This window comes from Terriglobus roseus (assembly GCF_900105625.1).
In the GTDB taxonomy this organism is placed as follows: Bacteria; Acidobacteriota; Terriglobia; order Terriglobales; family Acidobacteriaceae; genus Terriglobus; species Terriglobus roseus_B.
Genome location: NZ_FNSD01000001.1, coordinates 636,209 through 656,502, shown reverse-complemented (window position 1 = coordinate 656,502; position 20,294 = coordinate 636,209). Strand labels below are relative to the sequence as shown.

The 20,294-nt window shown below is 59.0% G+C and carries 17 protein-coding genes; 8 read left to right on the top strand and 9 right to left on the bottom strand.

Annotation, left to right across the window (positions count from 1 at the left end; all coding sequences use genetic code 11):
• Window positions 1-60: 60 nt before the first annotated feature.
• Window positions 61-669, top strand: a complete 609-nt coding sequence (locus BLW03_RS02690; protein ID WP_212733116.1) for an Eco29kI family restriction endonuclease — start codon at window positions 61-63, stop codon at window positions 667-669.
• Between the two features lie 45 nt (window positions 670-714).
• Here BLW03_RS02690 and BLW03_RS02685 read toward each other — a convergent pair whose 3' ends face one another.
• A complete protein-coding gene (locus BLW03_RS02685; RefSeq protein ID WP_212733115.1) occupies window positions 715-3,231 on the bottom strand; it encodes a DEAD/DEAH box helicase family protein in 2,517 nt (838 codons plus the stop codon).
• Between the two features lie 167 nt (window positions 3,232-3,398).
• On the opposite strand from BLW03_RS02685, the gene BLW03_RS02680 reads away from it, so the two are divergent.
• Entirely contained in the window at window positions 3,399-3,734 is a 336-nt protein-coding gene (locus tag BLW03_RS02680) for a hypothetical protein (protein ID WP_074652225.1), read from the top strand.
• 44 nt (window positions 3,735-3,778) lie between these two features.
• The gene (locus BLW03_RS20265) at window positions 3,779-4,291 is read left to right on the top strand and encodes a hypothetical protein (protein ID WP_139285070.1); all 513 of its coding nucleotides are present in this window, start codon (window positions 3,779-3,781) and stop codon (window positions 4,289-4,291) included.
• Window positions 4,292-4,594: 303 nt separating this feature from the next.
• Here BLW03_RS20265 and BLW03_RS02670 read toward each other — a convergent pair whose 3' ends face one another.
• The 5 genes from BLW03_RS02670 to BLW03_RS02650 all read right to left on the bottom strand — a co-directional run bounded on the left by BLW03_RS02670 (window position 4,595) and on the right by BLW03_RS02650 (window position 11,838).
• Entirely contained in the window at window positions 4,595-6,022 is a 1,428-nt protein-coding gene (locus BLW03_RS02670) for a tyrosine-type recombinase/integrase (protein WP_074655726.1), read from the bottom strand.
• Between the two features lie 392 nt (window positions 6,023-6,414).
• On the bottom strand, window positions 6,415-8,775 hold the full coding sequence (gene lptG, locus BLW03_RS02665; RefSeq protein ID WP_074652223.1) for an LPS export ABC transporter permease LptG: 2,361 nt from the start codon (window positions 8,773-8,775) through the stop codon (window positions 6,415-6,417).
• Between the two features lie 88 nt (window positions 8,776-8,863).
• Complete coding sequence (locus tag BLW03_RS02660) at window positions 8,864-9,601, bottom strand: response regulator transcription factor (protein WP_074652222.1); 738 nt, start codon at window positions 9,599-9,601, stop codon at window positions 8,864-8,866.
• Window positions 9,598-10,551, bottom strand: coding sequence for a sensor histidine kinase (locus tag BLW03_RS02655; RefSeq protein WP_074652221.1), 954 nt, complete (start codon window positions 10,549-10,551; stop codon window positions 9,598-9,600). Before BLW03_RS02655 ends, BLW03_RS02660 begins: the two co-directional genes overlap by 4 nt.
• A gap of 297 nt (window positions 10,552-10,848) precedes the next feature.
• Window positions 10,849-11,838 (bottom strand): acyl-CoA desaturase, encoded by a 990-nt coding sequence (locus BLW03_RS02650; RefSeq protein WP_074652220.1) that lies wholly within the window; start codon window positions 11,836-11,838, stop codon window positions 10,849-10,851.
• Between the two features lie 213 nt (window positions 11,839-12,051).
• Between BLW03_RS02650 and ruvC the strand changes: the two genes are divergently transcribed.
• Both ruvC and BLW03_RS02640 read left to right on the top strand, forming a co-directional pair.
• A complete protein-coding gene (gene ruvC / locus BLW03_RS02645; protein WP_074652219.1) occupies window positions 12,052-12,558 on the top strand; it encodes a crossover junction endodeoxyribonuclease RuvC in 507 nt (168 codons plus the stop codon).
• Entirely contained in the window at window positions 12,555-13,241 is a 687-nt protein-coding gene (locus tag BLW03_RS02640) for a hypothetical protein (RefSeq protein ID WP_074652218.1), read from the top strand. The genes ruvC and BLW03_RS02640 overlap by 4 nt, the downstream gene beginning before the upstream one ends.
• Window positions 13,242-13,299: 58 nt before the next feature.
• Here the strand turns inward: BLW03_RS02640 and rsmA are convergent, their stop codons facing one another.
• Window positions 13,300-14,088, bottom strand: coding sequence for a 16S rRNA (adenine(1518)-N(6)/adenine(1519)-N(6))-dimethyltransferase RsmA (gene rsmA / locus BLW03_RS02635; RefSeq protein ID WP_074652217.1), 789 nt, complete (start codon window positions 14,086-14,088; stop codon window positions 13,300-13,302).
• Window positions 14,089-14,162: 74 nt separating this feature from the next.
• On the opposite strand from rsmA, the gene glgA reads away from it, so the two are divergent.
• Window positions 14,163-15,617 (top strand): glycogen synthase GlgA, encoded by a 1,455-nt coding sequence (gene glgA / locus BLW03_RS02630; RefSeq protein ID WP_074652216.1) that lies wholly within the window; start codon window positions 14,163-14,165, stop codon window positions 15,615-15,617.
• A gap of 320 nt (window positions 15,618-15,937) precedes the next feature.
• Here glgA and BLW03_RS02625 read toward each other — a convergent pair whose 3' ends face one another.
• Both BLW03_RS02625 and BLW03_RS02620 read right to left on the bottom strand, forming a co-directional pair.
• Window positions 15,938-16,348 carry a DUF3037 domain-containing protein gene (locus tag BLW03_RS02625; RefSeq protein ID WP_074652215.1) on the bottom strand — a complete coding sequence of 137 codons (411 nt, stop codon included), beginning with the start codon at window positions 16,346-16,348 and terminating at the stop codon, window positions 15,938-15,940.
• Entirely contained in the window at window positions 16,326-17,129 is an 804-nt protein-coding gene (locus BLW03_RS02620; RefSeq protein WP_074652214.1) for a HipA family kinase, read from the bottom strand. The genes BLW03_RS02625 and BLW03_RS02620 overlap by 23 nt, the downstream gene beginning before the upstream one ends.
• A gap of 311 nt (window positions 17,130-17,440) precedes the next feature.
• Here BLW03_RS02620 and BLW03_RS02615 point away from each other — a divergent pair, with 311 nt between their 5' ends.
• Window positions 17,441-18,616, top strand: coding sequence for a threonine synthase (locus BLW03_RS02615; protein ID WP_074652213.1), 1,176 nt, complete (start codon window positions 17,441-17,443; stop codon window positions 18,614-18,616).
• Between the two features lie 182 nt (window positions 18,617-18,798).
• Window positions 18,799-20,292, top strand: coding sequence for a malate dehydrogenase (quinone) (gene mqo, locus BLW03_RS02610; RefSeq protein WP_074652212.1), 1,494 nt, complete (start codon window positions 18,799-18,801; stop codon window positions 20,290-20,292).
• Window positions 20,293-20,294: the final 2 nt, after the last annotated feature.

Here is a 20,294-nt window from a genome sequence, read left to right as displayed (position 1 = left end):
CCACTAGACAAGCTGAACTTGGCGAAGAGCATTGAGACGGAACTCCTCGGCCGTCCTGGGATGGCGCTCTCCGAAGTCGATGCCATCACGGGTGCTGGAGTCTATGTCATTTACTACTCTGGGCCTTTCCAGGCCTATGGCCCGATCGCTTCAGCAAACGCGGATGGATTGAATTCCAAGCCTATCTACGTTGGCAAAGCGATACCAAAGGGCGGTCGCAAAGGCGGTTTGAGTCGTGATGTCTCAGCATCAGGGAAAGCCCTTGCTGATCGTCTTCGGCAGCATGCGAGCTCGATAACCGAAGCCTCCAACCTTGAGCTTGCTGATTTCAGTGTTCGACATTTGGTACTGGATGACATCTGGATCCCGCTGGGCGAGAACATGCTCATCGAATCCTTCAAGCCCGTATGGAACGTGGCTCTTGATGGGTTTGGCAATAAAGATCCTGGCAGACGAAGAGCAACGCAGTACAAGTCGCCTTGGGACGTCGTGCATCCGGGTAGGCAGTTTGCGGAGAAACTCGCGGAGGCGCCAGCATCAGCAGAGTTTCTGATTCAGCGAATCGAGGATTACTTTGCTGGTAAGCCTCTAGCCAAGCTCCCGAAGGCTCTTGCGGAGCAAGAAGCCGCCGAGCAGGCCGAAGCCGAAGAAGCAGCAGACGAAGCCTAATCCGACGACTGCGCCTTACATACACGCGCAGCCACCGAGAGAGAATCAGACAGCTGATAAAGGATCTACAGCATACTTGGAAACTAGATCATCATTATTGAGCCAATGCTTTTGCAAGGCTCTCTGCAAACTTTCGTCGTCCAAATCGTGAAGATCCGCCTGCTTAAACTCTAGTAGGAACTGACGAAAACGAGTCTTTAGTTCATTCAACTGTTTCTTCTGCATGATCTGAACGGGATCGTTAAAACCTGCCGCCTTGGCTATATTTTTGGTCGAAATAACCATGATGTTTTTGACTTTTGCACCGGGATAGTTCTTTTTGAACCACGCGCAAGCGTTGTTCATCTGGCCAGTTTCGTCCTTGTGGATCTCCTTGCGTTCAGTATCGACCTCGTTTTTAGCCTCTATCAAGAGGTATTCGCCTTCGCGCAGTCCCCACAAGTTGTCAGGGCCTTCCTTCCACTCTTTGTCAGGCCGCTGTGAAGCCAATCCCAGCGCTACACCAAGCTTCCTTAAGGCTTCTTCAAAGTCACTGGCCGCCGCTCCAAAAGCCAAGTCGGCGATGATCTCTTCGCCTCCTAGGATCATTGCTTCATTGCTTTCGAACGACCTCATCCATGTTTTGATGGCAGAAATGCGCTTCTCGGAGATAACAAGGCGTTCAAACACGAATCCCGATTTTGGCTTGAGAAGGTATTTGTTACGTTTGTGGGCTTTGACTTGAAGATCGTTGGACTCCGTAGCGCTCACCGGCAACATGTAACGAGCCATTTCTTGTAGGTACCAAGCACGATCTTCAATGTCCTCCTGTGTGTAATGAGTGTCTACCAGGTTCTGAGTCGTACGCTTCGCTTCCTCAAACGATCCGTCGCGATAGAGCTGTTCCGCCTTAAGCTCTGCTGCGAAGATGTCTAGCAGCTTCGGTTCAGATGCCACGACCGTCAAGCTGTCCATCTCCTGCGCATAGTAGGCCTTCCAGCCCTCATCTCTTCCGAGGCATTGGCGGATCAAGGCGTTCAAGACGCTTACTGGATCGACGCCTTCTCCGACTTCCCCTTTCGCGTCTTCTGAGACACTCAAACCTATCGAAACTTGTTGCTGTGTCTGTTCTGAAAATTGAAGTCGGGATTTACCGCTTCGGATTGCTCTGACCAGACTTGCGCCAATCAGGAGCACCACGCAATAGTCTTTTTGTCCTCGTACTGCGCGTCCGAGGCCCTGCTCTATGGTTCGGGCCAGTTTGAGCGACGTAACCTCGCTGGAGGCTCTACAGGAGTCCGCATAGGTATCAGTCAGTCCGTTTGCAAAGGGCTTTGAGTCGAGGATCAAGACGCGGCAAGTGTCGTCGGGCAGATCTATTCCATCGTAGTAATTCGCTATAACCAGGGTCTCGGAAAACTGCTTCTCTCGAAGCTTTTTCACCCCCTCGATAATCGAGTAGCGGTCTACGGCATGAGCTCCTTTAGCTTTCCACTCTCGAGATTGCTTAGTACCCGGGACCAATGCGACTACGCCAGATTTTTTCTTGGTGGAGGCTCCCGCGAAACCGCCGATGATTGCTGACCGACTCAGGGATCCGTCGATTAGAGACGGAATCAGAACCATCTTCTCTCCGTACCACTTTTCACCATCGTAAGTGAGCGGATTGCGGATCACTTCTGGGGAGAGATTAAGCCCCTTTACGAGAAAAGCATCATTCGTGACGGTAGCTGACATGAAGATGCGATGTTTTGCTTTCCAATAAGAGCCAAATAGAGAGAGGTCGGGGAGATAAGGAGCGATTTCAAGGCCTGTCCCTGAGAACACACAGGCACAATCTGCCAACGAATCCTTCAAAAGAGGCCAAGTGTATTTGAGGTCCTCACTGTCGGCGGCCTTAGCGATGAAGCGCGTAACGTCGCTTAGCCGATCCCGCCAAGCCCAATATGGAACAGGAAGAACGGAGTCAAACTTGCCCAACTTAATATCGGCATAGGAGCCTAAACCCTGGTATTCCAGATCTGGTTCGAACAAATCGCGTAGAGCCGCATAGAGGGAAGAACCCGCCTTTAGAGAGATGCTGAAGGTTGAACGTATTGAGTCGGCGCATGCATGAGAGTCATCCAGCAGCAAAGTCCCCACAGGATGTGACTGAGGTCCCAACTCGAATCGCGTCATTCCGTTAAAGAGCTTGCTTACGTTGTTGATGAGTATGGCGCGGCCAGCTATAAACTCTGAGTCGTCAGGGTCATCACAGACGTTAGTAATCCCAAACTCCCTAGCTTGTTTTTTTGTTTGATCCGCCAGAAAGTTGTTCGCGCAAAGATAAACTGCCGGTCCCAATCCTTCGTTCAATCGGGCTTGTAGCATCAGAAGCCCAATCAGAGTTTTTCCTTGGCCAGTCTGAAGTTTGATGATTAGATCCCGTTCCTTGCGACGCGTCTCATGCCAGGTTCTGAGAATGTAATCTTGCGCTGGGCGGAGAGGGCCCTTATCACTCGCGCGGTCTAAGGTTTCATAAAGAGCGCGTGGATCCAGGATCTTCTGAACTTGCGGTTTGCCTAATTTCTTCGTGAAATCCAAGACCTTCTCCCAATCACATATTGTGAAGATTACTGCAGTACTGCTACGGTGCGTGGTTGTTCTAGTGCGGCCGCTTGACCATGCCTTTTTCCTTTTAGTGCACGACGCACCGGCTGCTTTGCATCTGATAATAAAGGACGTTATCAGATATATGTACAGGAGCCCTTATGTCGATTCGTGCGTTCTCAGATGATCCAGCCTCACTTCTCGCAAGGATAAAGGCCTTGATCAAATCAGGGCACATCGAAACATGGGAATACGACAGTGACGGTGACTTCACGCATTCGCCGACGCAGTGGAAGAACAAAGCCTGGCTTAGGCCGGAAGTCCAAGACGACAAGTTGCGGTTGACGATCATGGGCACACAAGCTGGCCTTTCGCGGGAAGTCTATGCCGTTTATCACGGCCGCTTCATCGAAATGCTCATTGCGCACGTACCTGGGAAGTTCACGACTGTATCGGCTTCTCCTAATGCCGCTGCGGGCGACACGGCCCCGAGCTAGGCAAGAGTACACTTGTTTCTCTCAAGCCGCCCGATCGCCTACCGGTGCTCTTCCGGACTGTCTCCGATGGTGGTCGGCGGTTTCGGGAGTTCTTCACCGTCGATATCCGCAATCCGAACACCCGTCGCGCCTACTTCAAAGCCGTTGAGCGTTCGCAGTCTGGTGTGAAAAGAAAAGGGGCTGGAGGATCTGTCGGTGGTGACGCCGATCCACGTCGCCGCATATATTCAGCACTCGGCTGCACGAACTCGAAGCCGACCGTTAAGCAGCACCTGGCCGCGATCCGGATGCTGTTCGACTGGCTGGTGACGGGGCATGTCACGCAGACCAATGCAGCCCATGGGTACGGGGACCACGGCACAGCGTCCGCAAAGGCAAGACTCCGTGCTCTCGGCCGCGCGGAGATGCACGATCTTTTGGCCGCAATCGTCATGATCAGGACGATTTCTAATGTGATCGAACCGCATGAGATCAAGGCTACTACCAAGCTGTTATGTAGAAGTGACAATAGAAGTTCCTGGCGTCACGCAGCAGCTCGGAAGGTCGTGAACCAGTAGTAGAAGGCAGTCCGTCCAGCCCACTCTTTCACCGCCAACTTTTCGATGGCTGGATGGAAATAGATGCCTGCGACTTGTATTCGGGTGGGCGCGAACATGAAGAGCGCACAAGCCTGCTCGGTTAGCTATGGTCTGCGCGCACAAACAGCCGCCAGCGGCGGCTAGTGCGCGGGACTGCCGCTAAGAACGCCCCAGCGGGGCCCGGCAAATCCACCCCATATCCGGAGCGGTCATTGATATCGAGAATCCCTGCGCCCGCCTCCGCCACGGCTCCGGCGAAAGACGGCTTCGGGAAAATCACGGTCAGCCTGTCCTGCGGTGCTGACCTCTCCTGGATTTATCGTGCGTCTGCGCCGCCTTCGATGCCTTAGCCTTAATGACGTCCACTTCCGCGTGCGGCAGCTCCCATCCCGTCATACCTTGTAGCACGCGATCCGCGTGCTTGATCGTGTTCACATGGCCGTAGTGCTGCTCGATCATCTGCACGGACGTTCCCATCTGCTCAGCAAGAAAGTACACGTCCACGCCTTCCTGTAAGCGCAGGGTGGCATAGGTATGCCGAAAGCGATACGTCGATCTCGGCACGCCCTGCGTGCCTTCGCGCAGGTTTGCTTTGTCCAAGAGATCAGCGATCAAGGATACATAGAGCGTCTTGGCAGGCTTGCCGTTCACCGTAGTAAAGACTCGATCCTCCAACGTTGCTCTCTTGGAGATCGCGCGGACACGTTCCAAATACCCCCCGACGCTCTTGGGCGCAACCAACCTCCGCGACTTATCTTTGCCCTGCACGAACAAGACAGTGATTTCACGCCCTTCACGATCCTTTGCGGGCATGATGTCTCGCCAGCGTAGATTTTTCATCTCGATTGGCCGCATGCCTGTATTACAGGCAATCAGAATCATGTTGTATGTGACCGTGCGATACCAGGTGCTTGCAGGCTTATCCGCTTCCGCGATCCATTTCCTACCGACCGTATGAAGCTTGCGGTACTCCTCCAACGTGAACTCATCCCGCCGCATTGTCTTGAGCTTCGGGCGCTCGTCGTAACGCTGACTGGCAGGAACGTAACGCTTCTTGATCGCAAAGTTCATCACCGCTCCGAAGATGGACATCTCGAAGCGGATAGTGGAATCACTCATGAAGGGAACAGTCCGCTCCGCAGACGGTTCCACCTTGATCGGTTTCAAGACTCGAATACCAAGAGAGTTCAGGGTCTTGGTGCGACGCTCCGCTTCCTTATTCGCGAAGTTCTGCGCCATCTCATCGCTGACTTCGCGGACGCCGTTCCGCTTAAGGCGTCCTGCGCCGTTCACTCTTCGCCAAGCCGGATAGCCGCCCCACAGTTCATCGCCGATCAAATGCACTTGAGTGGAACCTACATACCGATCTAAGGCTCCTTCGATGACGGCGCGAATCTTTTTTGGACGCGCCGCACTGATCTCCCCCCGTTGCGCTCGGGCTTCCTGCGTTAGCAGATACTCTCTGCCGACCTCGCGAAACGGATGGTTGAACACCGGGACATCATGCTTCAGCCGGAACCGTATGTCTGCATCTTGGTCGAAGGCGCGTTCCCGCGCCACTTCGATATCGGTTGTCTTGAGAGAGACGGTTTTGTAGCGGTCTGCCTTCGGAATCTTCATCCGGCAGTACCACATGCGATGCTCCACGTCGCCACGCCGGAAGATCACCAATCCCGGCTTGAGTTCCGATTTATCGGTGACGAATGCCATGATCGCCTCCATGTACTAAGACGCGTTCTGTGCAGATTCTGTGTAGGTTTTCGCTACAAGTTATTGAATCTGCGAATCTGTGCAGGACTCGTACAGAATAATCAGAAATGCTAAGTATAGATATAAGAATTATTTGCTATACATCTGTCATCCTGAGCGGAACGCAGTGGAATACAGCCCTTCACCGATAGAAATTGTCATCCTGAGCGGAACGAAGCAAAGCGAAGTGAAGTCGAAGGACCTGCATGCAGCCGGTCACGCCACAAAAGTGGCAGGGATTGCCGTAGACCTTTCTGCAGCCGCCACCGGAATGCAGGTCCTTCGACTTCGCTGCGCTTCGCTCAGGATGACAACTCTTGCGCTTCGCTCGGGATGACGAGTCGTTCTGGGGACTAAGTTTGCGCCTTCAACAGCAGGTAGCCGCCAGCCATGCCGAACAGCAGGTCTGGGGACCACGCCGCCAGCATGGGCGGCAGTGCGTTGACATTCCCCATTGCTTCAAAGATGCTGGCGACGACCGTGTATGCCACCGCCATCCCGATGGCTGTGGCAATGCCGGCCAGCGAGCCCCGCTTGCCCATCGTCAGCGCAAACGGCACGGCGAAGATGGCCATGACCAGCGTAATAAGCGGGTACGCCAGCTTGCGGTTCAACTGGACGCGCAGCCGCATGGTTTCGAAGCCGCTCTGCTGCAGGTTGGTGATGTAGTTGTCCAGTTCGCCGAAACTCATCTCCTGCGACTGGCGGGTTTCTTTCTTGAAGTAGGAAGGCTGCTCGTGGATCTCCGGGAAGACGGAGAGTGCAAACGGTTTGTAGTCTGAGATGGCTTCGCCCTGGAAGGTCCGTTGCCAACCGTTTTCCAGCACCCAGCGCTGTACCTTGGCGTCCCAGTGCGCGGAGCTGGCGAAGATGCGGCGGCTGAGATGGAAACTTCCCGGCTGGAATTCGAAGACCGTCAGGTTCGCGAAGACGTCCTTGTCCGGATCGAAGAACTGGTAGTAGAAGATGCGGGCCGGTTCGCCAACCGTGTCCTGCTGTCCGCTGATCCACTTACGGTCGGGGCGCAGGAACGTCTGCGCGGGCTTGCCCTTGATCTCGGAGCGTAGCGATTCCTGACGGCGATTGGCACCCGGCAGGTAAAAGTCGCCGAAGGCATAGAGGCCTACGGCGAGGAGGGTGGCGATTAACAGCAAAGGCGCGATCAGGCGGTAAAGGCTCACGCCGCTGGCCTTCATCGCCGTCAGTTCACTGGTGCGCGACAGGGAACCGAGCGTGACCAGGACGCCCAGCAGCGCACACAGCGGCGTCAGGTTGTAGAGCATGTACGGGATCAGGTTCAGCAGGTAGTCGCCAACGGTGATCAGCGGCGTGCGATTGCGGAAGATGTCGCCGATGAGTTCGAAGAAGTTGAAGATGATGGACAGCGCGACGAATGAGACCAGCACCAGCGCGAAGGTCGACAGGAACTGGCGCATGACGTAGTCATCGAAGATCAGGGGAAAGCGGTTGTTGCGGAGCGGACGATAGCTTGCCGGGCGTTCGCTCTTCGCGGCCTGTGACGTTGTGCCTGCGGACCGGAAACGCGCGGGCAGGCGTCGTTCGAGCCAGATGCCGACCGGTGACAGAGCACGGACGAGCGCGGTGCCGCGCATACCGACATCGCCCCGTGCCATCTGCCGCAGCAGGAGCAGGCCGACGACTGCGAAGACGATATTGGCGATCCACACACCGGCGCCGGGGGATAGCTTGCCCTGCTTGGCCATGGCGACGCCAATGCTCGACAGGAAGTAGTACACGAAGACAAGCGCCACCGTCAGCACAAAGCCGGTACTTTTGCCGCCACGCCGTGATGATAATCCGAGCGGCACACCTACCAGCATCAGCACGATGCATGCGACCGGATAGCTGATGCGCTTGTGTAACTCGATCATGTAGACGCGGCCCTGCGGCTCAAAGCGGCGGTGCCACAGTTCACTGAATGACATGGCGACCAGTGGCGTGTCCGCATGGCCCAGCTTCAGGTCTTCCTGCGCGCCGGTCTGAATGGGTGTGTCGGTCTCGGAAAAGGTGGAGATGTCGTACTGGTTCGGGTCTTTTGGCGAGATCTCATGCTTCGATCCATCGCGGAAGTGCAGCCGGAGCGATGCGCCCGGACCGGGCAGCACCACGGCCTGCTCGGCAGTGGTGATCGCAGGCGTGGCGGGCTCCGTCAGGTCGGCAAGGAAGACATGACGCCAGAGCGTTGCGCCCTGCGCAGGGCGCGTGTCCTGCACGTAAAGGACGTAGTTCTTAAAGTCTTCGTAGAAGACACGCGGCTGGACTTCAAAGCTGGCCTGCTGCGTCTTCAGGTTGGCTTCCAGGCGCAACAGCGCTGCCGCCGACCGCGGAGCAACGTACATCGAATTGAACAGGCCCAGCAGCAGCGCAGCCACTGCGGCGTAGGAGACGACTCCCACAAATTGCATGACGCCGAAGCCCGCGGCACGCATGGCTGTGACTTCGCTGTCCGCCGATAGCCGGGACAACCCCAGCAGGATGCCGACGAGGACCGTCATCGGAATGGTCAGGATCAGCGTCGTCGGCAGCGTATAGAAAAAGACCAGCATGACCGAGTGCAGCGACGCGGAGCCGCGCACCAGCAACTCCAGGATGCGACCGAGGTCGCGCATGAACAGAACGAAGGTAAACAGCACACCGCCCAGCACCGCATGCGACAGCACCTCGCGCAGAATGTAACGCGTCAGAATTCGCACGGTGTCAACGGTTCCTCATGTACCTAAGTGTAGTGATTGGACGCGATCCGTCGCCTGAAAGGTTCGCAGGACCGCAAGAGCAGCCTGACTACTCTCCAATGACGAAGCGGTATCCGACCCCGCGGACGGTCAGCAGGTGCTTCGGCCGCACGGGATCGTCTTCAAGGTAGCGGCGCAGACGCACGATGAAGTTGTCGATGGCGCGTGTATCGGTGTCTTCGCGGACGCGCCAGACCTCTTCCAGAATCTCCTTGCGCGAGACGACGCGTCCTTCACGGACCAGCAGGTAGCGCAGCAGGTCCGCTTCCATCAGCGTCAGCCGGGTGACTTTGCCGCTGGCGTGTATCTCCAGCGTGTCGAAGTTGATGGTCTTGCCGTCGAACTCGTAGATGTCGCGGACTTCTTCCGGCTCGGGGATCGGTTCCGCAGGCACCGACTCCTGTTGCCACTGCATGCGGCGCAGCAGGCTGTTCAGCCGGGCCAGCAAGATCGACAGATCGAAGGGCTTGTTCAGGTAGTCGTCCGCACCAGACTCGAAACCCTCCAGCACGTCCTCCGGGCGGTCACGCGCCGTCAACATCAGGATAGGAACGTAGTTGTTCGCGGATCGCAGCGCACGTGCGATGGCGAAGCCGTCCATGCCCGGCAGCATCACGTCCAGCAGGACCGCACGCGGGCGTTCCGGGGCATTCAGCAGCCACTTCAGCGCGGCCTCGCCGTCCGCTTCGTGGTGCACGCGAAAGCCCTCAGCCTTCAGGTTGAAGAGCAGGGCATCGGCGAGGTGCTCCTCGTCCTCGACCAGCGCTATCAGGGGTGAGTCGCTCAAGCCAGTCTCCTCGATGTCTTCGTGGTGGTGTCTGCGGTCATCAGCGGCAACTGAAGCGTAATGGTCGTGCCGCGGCCTTCTCCGTGACTCTGCGCGGTCACGTCTCCGCCATGCTGCCGCGCGATGGCGCGCACGATGAACAGGCCCAGGCCCGTCCCCTTGACCTTGGCCGATGCACTGCCGCCCACCCGGTAGAAGCGATGGAAGACGCGGCCTAGCTGGCCGGGCGGTATCCCCATTCCGGTGTCCGTAAATCGCAGCATCACGAAGCCGTGCCGCACTGTATTGAGCTCCGCCGTAATGTGTACACCGCCCGGCGAATACTTTACGGCGTTGTCCAGGATGTTCAGGATCGCGGTCCGCAGGCCCTCGGCATCCCCGTTGACGGCGAGGTCCGCGCCTGTGGTCTCATCCTCCATCTTCACGGCGTCTTCGGGCAGGTGGTGACGCCGCACCGTCTCGTCCAGGCATGCTCGGATCAGCGCACGGATGTCGACCGGCAAAAGTCCTTTGCCATTGCGCTGCAGGCCCTTGGCGCCCGCCTCGCCCGCTCGCAGAATCTGTTCCACCGTCCCCAGCAGACGGTCGTTGTCCTCGCGCATGCGCGTATAGAACTCCTGCCGCTGCGACTCTTCCAGCGGACGTCGCTGCAGCGTATCGAGGTAGAGGCGGATCGATGCGATGGGCGTCTTGAGTTCATGCGTGACGGCATTCAGAAAGCTGTCCTGCCGCTCGTTCCGGCGGATCTCCCGCACCAGGAAGATGGTGTTCAGAACCATGCCGGCAATGATTACGGCGAAAAAGACGACACCAGCCACCAGCATGGCGATGCGTCGCTCCGTCACGTTGACAATGATCCATCCAACATTCAGCGCAACGGCCAGCCCAACCAGGCAGATGCCGAGTGTGGTGTAGAAGGCGATGGCGCCACGGCGGCGGGTGATGTTCATGGCGTGATCATTCTTTCACCTATGGCGGCCCAGTCGTCGATGGGAACGTCTTACTCGCCCTATCCACAGATTTGTCATCCTGAGCAAAGCGCAGCGAAGTCGAAGGACCTGCATCCTGCTGATCGCGCCAGAAATGTGATGGGGAATACCGCGCACCGTGGTGTGCCCCGCAACCGGGATGCAGGTCCTTCGACTGCACTCCGCTGTGCTGCGTTCGCTCAGATAATAAGCGCGGTGATAGATAGAAACAGAAAGGCCCGGCTTTCACCGGGCCTTTCAGGGATGCGTGCGACAGAATTAAGCGCCAGCAGGCTTGGGATTTGCCGGATCCCAGTTCGCGACCTGAACCTTCTTCGCGATGCCCAGCTTCTTCAGCAGCAGGATGCCGTAGTAGTTGATGTCGAACTCGTACCAGACCAGGCCGTGACGAGCGCTGACGGGATGGGCATGGTGATTGTTGTGCCAGCCTTCGCCACCGGTGAGGATTGCGACCCACCAGTTGTTGCGGCTGTCGTCCTTGGTCTCGAAGCGACGACGGCCGAACATGTGCGAAGCCGAGTTCACGAACCAGGTTGCGTTTACACCGACGACGACGCGGAGGAAGGTGCCCCAGAGAACCATGCCAAGCATGTCGTGGACGCCGCCCAGATAGTAGCCAAGGCCCATCTGGAGGAAACCGGTAATGGTAAGCGGCAGCCAGTGGTACTTGCTGAGCCAGCGCTGTGCAGGGTCACGGGTAAGATCGGGAGCGTAACGGCCCAGCAGGGCAGTCTCGCTGTGCATGGCGCGGCCGGTGATGATCCAGCCCACGTGCGCCCACCAGGTTCCGTCGTGCGGCGTATGCGGATCGCCTTCCTGGTCGCTGTGCTGATGGTGCACGCGGTGCGTGGCCACCCAGAAGATGGGTCCGCCCTCAAGGGCCATGGTGCCGCAGGCGGTCATGAAGATCTCAAGCCAGCGGGGTACACGGTACCCGCGGTGCGTCAGCAGACGATGGTACGTCATGCCAATGCCGACGTTGATCGCCAGGAAATACATGACGGCAAAGCAGGCAACGTACTTCCACGACCAGAAGAAGAGAGCGACAACAGCGAGGGCGTGAAACGCGCCGAAGGCGATCAGGGTGATCCAGTTGATACGGCCTTGCTGGTGCTCACGGCCCATGCGGAGGTCCATCTTGACCTTCTCGCGAGCCTCAACGGCTGCCGCAACAAGGCGCACAGGCGCAGTTGCAACGGGGGCGCTGCGAGTCTGTTCCGCAGCGGATTGATCAACAACAGGAGACATGTGACTCTCGTTTCTGGCGGTCTTGGTCCGCCTCACCACCAAAGCTATCGTGAAGTCCCCCGACCTGTGTGTAACAGTTCTGTAAGCCCATCGGACGAGCGCTGAAAGCCTGCGGAAACAGCGCTTTCGGAGTTTCTCAGCGTACTTTGGCGTGGCAGTGGCGTGCAGGATTCGGGGCTGCCCGGCGACGGATATTGCCGGTACACTCCTTCTATGCGCGTCTTCGGGATCGACTGCGGCACGGAATACACCGGCTGGGGCGTAGTGCAGGTAGAAGAGACTGCGCGGGAACGCCGTCTGGTTCCCATCGCCGCAGGTGCCATCAAACTCGACAAGAAGCAGAAGACGCCGCTTCGCCTGCAACAGGTCTTCGCGGAGCTGACCGGCCTCATGGTGATGTACGAACCCGACTGTGTGGCTATTGAAGATGTCTTTTTCGCCGCCAATGCGAAGAGCGCACTGAAGCTGGGCCATGTGCGCGGAGTCGCCATGCTCGCCGCGGCGACCTGCAATCTCCAGGTGAGTGAGTACGCTCCGCTATCCATTAAGAGCGCCGTTGTGGGCTATGGCCTTGCCGCGAAGGAACAGGTACAGTTCATGGTTGCGCGGCTGCTTGATCTGGAAAAAGCGCCCGAGCCAGCGGACGCAGCCGACGCTCTGGCGATTGCGATCTGCCATGTGCATACCGCACAAACACACTTTGGTATGGGTGTCCGTTGAAACCTCTGTTCATCGCCGGTCCGCTGCTCGCATTCGCCCTTCTGGCCCAGGCACAGGACGCTGCGCCTGAAGCGGCGTCCGAAACAGCTTCGGAGACAGCGCCCTTTCGCCTGGTGGTCCGCTATGACCGACCGGGTCTGCAGGTGCCGCACTGGCAAATCACGGTCCCGCTGCATGGCATGGCGGAGTACACCGGCAAGCCTGTGAAGGGCAGTGACCCCGGGCAGGTCCTGTTTCGACTCTCCGGCACAGGCCGCGCACGACTGGGCACACTGATGGGCCGCACGCACAACCTGCAGCCATGCGAGACGCACTCCAAGGGCATCGCCAACATGGGCACCAAGGAAGTGGAGTACGCTGCTGCGGACGGTACGCCGGTACGCTGTGCGTTCAACTTTACGGACAACAAGCCGCTCAGCGACGCGCTGGATTACATGCTCGCCATCGCAGGAACCGTGCAGGCAGGCCTGGAACTCGACCGGCTGCATCGGTATGACCGCCTCGGGCTTGATCCGGTGATGATCCGCCTTACAGAAGATGTGAAGACGGGGCGCGCCGCGGAACTCGGCGCCATTCGGCCGACACTGGAGAGCCTGGCGACAGACGTCGCCGTGTTGGAACGCGTACGCACCCGCGCTCAGCAGTTGCTGACCATGGTCGATCAGGAAACCGCAAGCAAATAAATTCTCCGAGACGCCGGGTGCCGCACCTTGCGGCGCAGGGAATGGGGCACCCGGCGTTCTAGATCGCCTGGAAGAGCTTTGCGAATCGGTCCAGCGGTAACGCCTCAGCACGCGTCGACGATTCGATCCCGGCGGCTGCGCAGGCTGCGGCGATCTGGTCTGGTGTGTAGCCGGCGGCGCGCAGATTGTTGCTGAGAGTCTTGCGCTTCTGCTGGAATGACAGCTTCAGGAAGCGATCGAAGCCTTTGCGGTCGGTGATGCCCAGATCGTCGAATCGCGGTGCGAAGGCGAGCCGCAGCACGGTGGAATAGACGTCCGGCGGCGGATCGAATGCAGCAGGAGGCAGCGTGAACAGCGCGTTCGCCTGCGCGTGCATCTGCGCGGTAGCCCCTAGGAGGCCGAAGTCGCGTGTGCCCGGCTCTGCCGCCACACGGTCGGCTACTTCGCGCTGCATCATCACCACGGCCAGTTCCAGCGCGGCTTCATGGGCGAACAAATGCAGGAGAATGTCGCTGGTGATGTAGTACGGCAGGTTACCGATCAGGAGTGCCTTCTCGCCCGCAGGGACAAGGGCTGTCAGATCGGTCTGCAGCACGTCGGCTTCGATGATCTCAACATTCGGATGGTTCCGGAACTTGAAGCGCAGCTCCGGCGCCAGCGATCGATCGAGCTCGATGCACACCAGCCGCTTCGCGCGTTCCGCAAGAATCGTCGTGATGGCACCATGCCCCGGTCCGATTTCGATAACCGTACGCTGCGACACATCGCCAAGCGCATCCGCGATGCGATGACGCGCGTTGTCGTCGACGAGAAAATTTTGTCCGAGCTTTGGCTTGCGTGGCTGCATCCGATGACTAGATCTTTAGGTTACCGCGCCTGCGCGTGCGGTATTGTGAGGTCTGCACATTTGCAGGAGTTTGGATGCATATAGTTTTCGCAGCATCGGAGTGTGTGCCCTGGGCCAAGACCGGTGGCCTGGCAGACGTTGTCGGTGCGTTGCCGCCCGTCCTGGTCCGTATGGGCCACCGCGTCACCACGTTTGTCCCGTACTATCGGCAGGTCGCGCGCAAGTTGCCGGATCTGCCGACCGTGCTACCCAGCATCACGATTCCATTCCCGACTTACCAGCGCTACGTTCGCGTACTGGACGGCGGCGTGCACGATGGTGTGCAGGTCTACTTCCTTGACTGTCCGGAGATGTTCGATCGCGAGAGCTTCTATGCAACGCCCAGCGGCGACTACATGGATAACTGGGAGCGCTTCGCTCTCTTCAGCCGTGCGGTGATTGAGGCGAGCAAGATCCTTGGTGTACCCGATGTCTTCCACGCACACGACTGGCAAACCGCGCTGATCCCGATCTACCTGCGCTCGATCTACTTTTTCGATCCGGTTCTGCGCAAGGTGCCGTCTGTCTTTACCATTCACAACGCGGGCTACCAGGGTTGGTTTCCGTCGGACACGATGCCTCGCCTGATGCTGCCATGGGACATGTTCACCTTTGAAAAGCTGGAGGCGTTCGATAGCGTCAACCTGCTCAAGGGCGGCCTTGTTTACGCGGACGCCCTGACAACGGTGAGCAAACGTTATGCCGAAGAGATCCAGACGTCCGAGTTCGGCAATGGCCTGGACGACATCTTCCGCAGGCGGAGTGGTGACCTCTTCGGCATCCTGAACGGCGTGGACTACGCCGAGTGGGATCCTTTGCATGATGCGCACATCGCCGCGCACTACTGTGCCGACAACCTGAAGGGTAAGAAGGAGTGCCGCCGCGATCTGCTGCATGCCTTCGGCCTCGATCATGTTGAGGACACGACGGCAGTGCTTGGCATCGTCTCACGCTTCGCCACACAGAAGGGCTTCGACCTCCTCGCGGGCATCCTGCATGAACTGGTCAAGGATGACATTGTCCTGATCGCGTTGGGCACGGGAGAGGAATACTACGAGCGCCTGCTGAGCGAACTCGCCTCGAAATATCCGGACAAGGTACGCGTCGACATCCGCTACGACAACACCACCGCACACAAGGTCGAGGCGGGTAGCGACATCTTTCTGATGCCATCGCGCTATGAGCCCAGCGGCTTGAACCAGATGTACAGCCTGCGTTACGGCACGGTGCCGGTCGTCCGCTCAACCGGCGGCCTGGAAGACACCATCGTCGAGCTGCACGAAGGGCAGGGGAACGGCTTCAAGTTCCACGGCTACAACCAGTGGGACTTCCTCGATGCCATCCGCCGTGCCGTCGCCACCTTCCAGAACAAGGAACAGTGGGAGGGCATGATGAAGCGCGGCATGGAACAGGACTTCTCCTGGAACAAGCCGGCCGAAGAGTACCTGAAGGTCTACCAGCGAGTCATCGAAGCGCGCGCCTGGAGTTGAGGCTCTGTTTCTACCGAGCAGCTTTACCTGCGCCCGAAGCTAAGGTTCTGTTTCCGAGGTGTGGCGCTGGCCTTCGGAGGGGCACGGCTTGAGCCGTGCCATTTCGAATCGAAAAAAAGAAACGGCTTCAGCCGCTTAGGCGAACTCCCTCAGGGGCTGAAGGTCCGATCACTTCAGCAAGAAAGATGGCATGGCTGAAGCCATGGACCTCCGAGAACAGGGCGCGGACGCAGCCCATGACACGGATGAGGTGCCCCATGTACCGCTTTTAATACATGAGCCGGTGCCTCGGCACTCATTTGCGCGAAGCGCAACTCGCTCTACTTCGTCCCCAACATCATCGCGGCGATCTCCCGGAGGCGGCTGTCCAGATCCCGGCAGTCGCCATTCTCCCGGGTACAGACACCCGTGCGCACTGGTGACGTCTGCAATACCGTGCTCCGCGGCGCCGTGAGCCAGTGAAAGCGCTCGCGTTGTGACAGCTTTGCAATCGGGCCGCCCGCTGGATCGCCGTTGCAGACAAGTTCCGCCGCGCGCAGATGCTGGCGGATCGTCGCAACGTCCAGCGATGGAGCCAGCGCAAGTGCTCGCTCTTCATCGAACTCGATGCGGCACTTGAGATAGCGCCGCTCCAGGCAGAAGAGGATGACGCCGGCGTTGACGAACTCCTCACGCTCCACGCGCGGCACGACGCGCAGCGTTGCGTAATCAAAGCTGGCGTTGGCGTGCACGGTCGGCCTCCTCTTCGAAGATAGATGAGTGCGCCAGTCGCTCGGCAAAGAAGCGCACGTATGCCTCGCGCTTCGCGGTTGCCTCGGCACGAATCGCTTCCGCATCGCCCCTGTCGACCATCGCAGCCGCAAGAAAAGCATCCGGCACCATCGCAACGATCTCGCGCAGCACCGTTGCGTTCAACGCAGCATGTGCGCGCCTTGACGCCGTCACAAGGTCACTCGCAAACGGCAGCAGCACGTGGTGTTCAATCGGCGTAAAGGTTGACTGAGCCTTCGCCGGCATCGTCTCCCAGTTGTGATGGAAGAACATCGCCGCGCCGTGGTCGATGAAGCGCACCTCGCGATGCCACATCAGCAGGTTTGGATTGCGCGGCGTGCGGTCGACGTTCTGCACAAAGCTGTCGAACCAGACAGCCATGGAAGCCGTCTCCGCAGAGATGAGATCGCCTGCTGCCGCGTTGAAGTCCGTAGAGCCGGGCAGATAGTCCAGCCCAACGTTTGTGCCGACACTCGCCTTCAGCAGGTGCCGGATCTCCGCATCGGGATCGTTGCGGCCAAGTGCAGGATCAACCTCTACCAGCACCAGCTCCGGCACGCTCAGGCCAAGTGCGCGTCCGATCTCGCCGGCGATGATCTCTGCCGTGAGCGCCAGTGCGCCCTGACCCGCCCCACGAAACTTCACGACATACATGCCGAGGTCGTCCGCCTCGACGATTGCGGGCAGCGAACCGCCCTCGCGTAGGGCCAGAACGTATCGGGTGGCAAGGACAGACCGCATCGCACAAGTGTAGAGGAGGCTTACGGTAAGTACCCGTTGCGGGAAGACGGCGTGCGGAAGGGCACCGCTTCAGCTGTGCCAACCGCCACTCAAAATGAAAGAAGGCTTTAGCCGCTGAGGTCCGCTTTCTTGTCCGTTCCGAGGGCGAAGGCCCAAATCCTATGAAGTTGAGCCTCACCTCATAAGGTCGTATCGGGATATCGGAAGCCTTGACCTCCGCATCACCGGCAATCCTTCTGCCGACCTGACTCGATGTATCGATGTACGTCAACGCCTCCAACCAGAAGCAAAATCTTCTATCCTGAAGATCTATGCCCAAGATCGATCACCTGGAATGTTCGCGTTGCCATCATCGCGAGAGTGCTGAAACGCCGAAGACCGTCTGTCCCGTCTGTGCGGGTACGTTCTATGTCCGCTACGACCTTTCGGCTGCCCGTGGCACGCAGGTGCGGAACAACCTGCCGCAGATCGATAGCATGTGGCGCTACACCCCTGTCCTGCCGGATGTCGCTCCTGTCACGCTGGCCGAGGGCTGGACGCCGATCCTTCCGTCCCGGCGCAATCCTAATGTGCTTCTGAAAGAGGAGGGTGCCAACCCGACCGGCACCTTCAAGGCGCGCGGCATGAGCATGTGCATGACGATGATGAAGCACTACGGCATCGGCAAGGTCGCCGTGCCCAGCGCGGGCAACGCCGGCGGCGCATGCGCTGCGTATGCAGCTGCTGCCGGCATTGAAGCGCACGTCTTCATGCCGCAGGATGTCCCTCTGGCCAACCAGGTGGAGTGCATCGCCTACGGCGCGCACATGACACTGGTCGACGGCCTGATCAGCGACTGCGCCAAGATCGTCGCAGCGCGCAAGGAAGAGGAGGGCTGGTTTGACGTTTCCACACTGAAGGAGCCCTTCCGCGTCGAAGGCAAGAAGACCATGGGCTACGAACTGGTCGAGCAGTGCGGCTGGACCTACCCCGACGCGGTCTTTTACCCCACCGGCGGTGGCGTCGGCCTCATCGGCATGTGGAAGGCCTTCCTCGAGATGGAAGAGCTTGGCTGGGTTACCGGCAAGCGACCGAAGATGATCGCCGTACAGGCTGCGGGCTGTGAGCCTGTCACCAAGGCCTACCGCGAGGGCGCGGACGCGTCCGAGATGTTCCAGAACGCTCACACGCTGGCCAGCGGCCTGCGCGTGCCCAAGCCGTATGGCGACTACATCATCCTCGACGTCGTTCGTCAGAGCGGCGGTACCGTCATCTCGCAGACGGACGACCAGATCTTCGCCTCCATCCAGGACTGGGGAGCCAGCGAAGGCATCCTGCTCTCGCCGGAAGGCGCCGCCGCCACCGCAGCCTACGACCGCCTGATTGAGAGCGAATTCCTGAGCCCGAGCGATCGGGTCGTCATCTTCAACACTGGCACCGGCAACAAGTACACGGACGTCCTGAGCACCATGCAGCGAGCACACCGGGCAATCGCGGAGCCTGCCTAGAGCTTTTGGCCTTATCCGCACGCGGCTGCGGGGATACGGATCCCCGAGCCGCGAAACAATCCTTCTGCCCGTGCAAAGTACGTGATCGGGCAGTCGACCTATGCGGATGAGCCGTGCGATAGCCGCCCACTTGGGCGAACATCGGATTGCGAGTCGTAATCTTGCCCTGCTAGGCTTTTTAAATGTCTGACGTAGCTTCTCTTCCCGCTGAAACCGATGTTCTTCTGGTTGGTGCCGGTATCATGTCGGCCACGTTGGGGACGCTGCTGAAGACGCTCGCGCCCTCGTTGCGCATCACGGTCGTCGATGCCCTCGAACAGCCTGCCATTGAGAGCTCGGATGCCTGGAATAACGCGGGTACCGGACACGCTGCGCTGTGCGAACTGAACTACACGCCGGAAGGTCCGGACGGCACGATCGCGATCGATCGCGCGATCAAGATTAATGAACAGTTCCAGCATTCGCGCCAATTCTGGGCATCGCTGGTGCAGCGCGGGCTGTTGGCCGACCCGAGGCAGTTCATCAATCGCATTCCGCACATGAGCTTCGTCTCCGGCGCACCGGCAGTCGATTTCCTGCGTCGCCGTTTCGCTGCCATGCAGGTGAGCCCGCTCTTCCGCAGCATGCAGTTCAGCGACAACCCCGCACAGGTGCGCGAGTGGATCCCGCTGATGATGGCCTCGCGCGACGCCTCCGAACCCGTTGCTGCGACGCGCTCGGAAGAGGGAACAGACCTGAACTTCGGCGCGCTGACGCGCCTAATGCTCGGTTCGCTGCAGCAGCAGGGCAGCGGCATCTTCATGCGCCACAAGGTGACCGGTCTGACGAAACTGCCGGACACCCGATGGTACGTCGAGGTCGAGAATCTCGCGACGAAGAAGCGGACACGCATCACCACGCGCTTCATCTTTCTGGGCGCTGGTGGAGGCGCCCTGCCGCTGCTGCAGCAGTCCGGCATCCCCGAAGGTCGCGGCTATGGCGGCTTCCCGGTCAGCGGCCAGTGGCTGCGCTGCACCAACCGCGCGGTCATCGAGCAGCATGCGGCTAAGGTCTACGGCAAGCCCGCGCTGGGCGCTCCGCCGATGTCTGTGCCGCATCTGGATACACGCGTCATCGACGGCAAGCGTGAGCTATTGTTCGGACCCTTCGCTGGCTTCACGACGAAGTTCCTCAAGACCGGGTCGTTCCTGGATCTGCCGGGCTCCGTTGGTCCAGGCAATCTGGTCAGCATGCTGGGCGCAGGCGCAACCAATCTGGAGCTAACCAAGTACCTCATCGGCCAGGTGCTGCAGTCGCAGGAAGATCGCATCAACGCCCTGCGCGAGTTCGTCCCAACGGCTCGCGGCGAAGACTGGGTGCTGGAGATCGCTGGTCAGCGCGTGCAGATCATCAAGCCCGATCCAAAGATGGGCGGCAAACTGGAGTTTGGGACCGAGATCGTCCGCAGCGCCGACGGCTCGCTCGCCGCGCTTCTGGGCGCGTCTCCCGGAGCATCCACCGCCGTCTCCATCATGCTGGAGCTGATCATGAAGGGAACGCCGGTGCTGTCAGCCGAAGAAGGTTCCGCCGAACGCCTGCGCGACCTGGTCCCAAGCTATGGCCGGTCCATGAATAACGATCCAGAATTGCTGACGGAGATGACCGCGAAGACGAATCGCCTGCTGCAACTGGCCTAGCC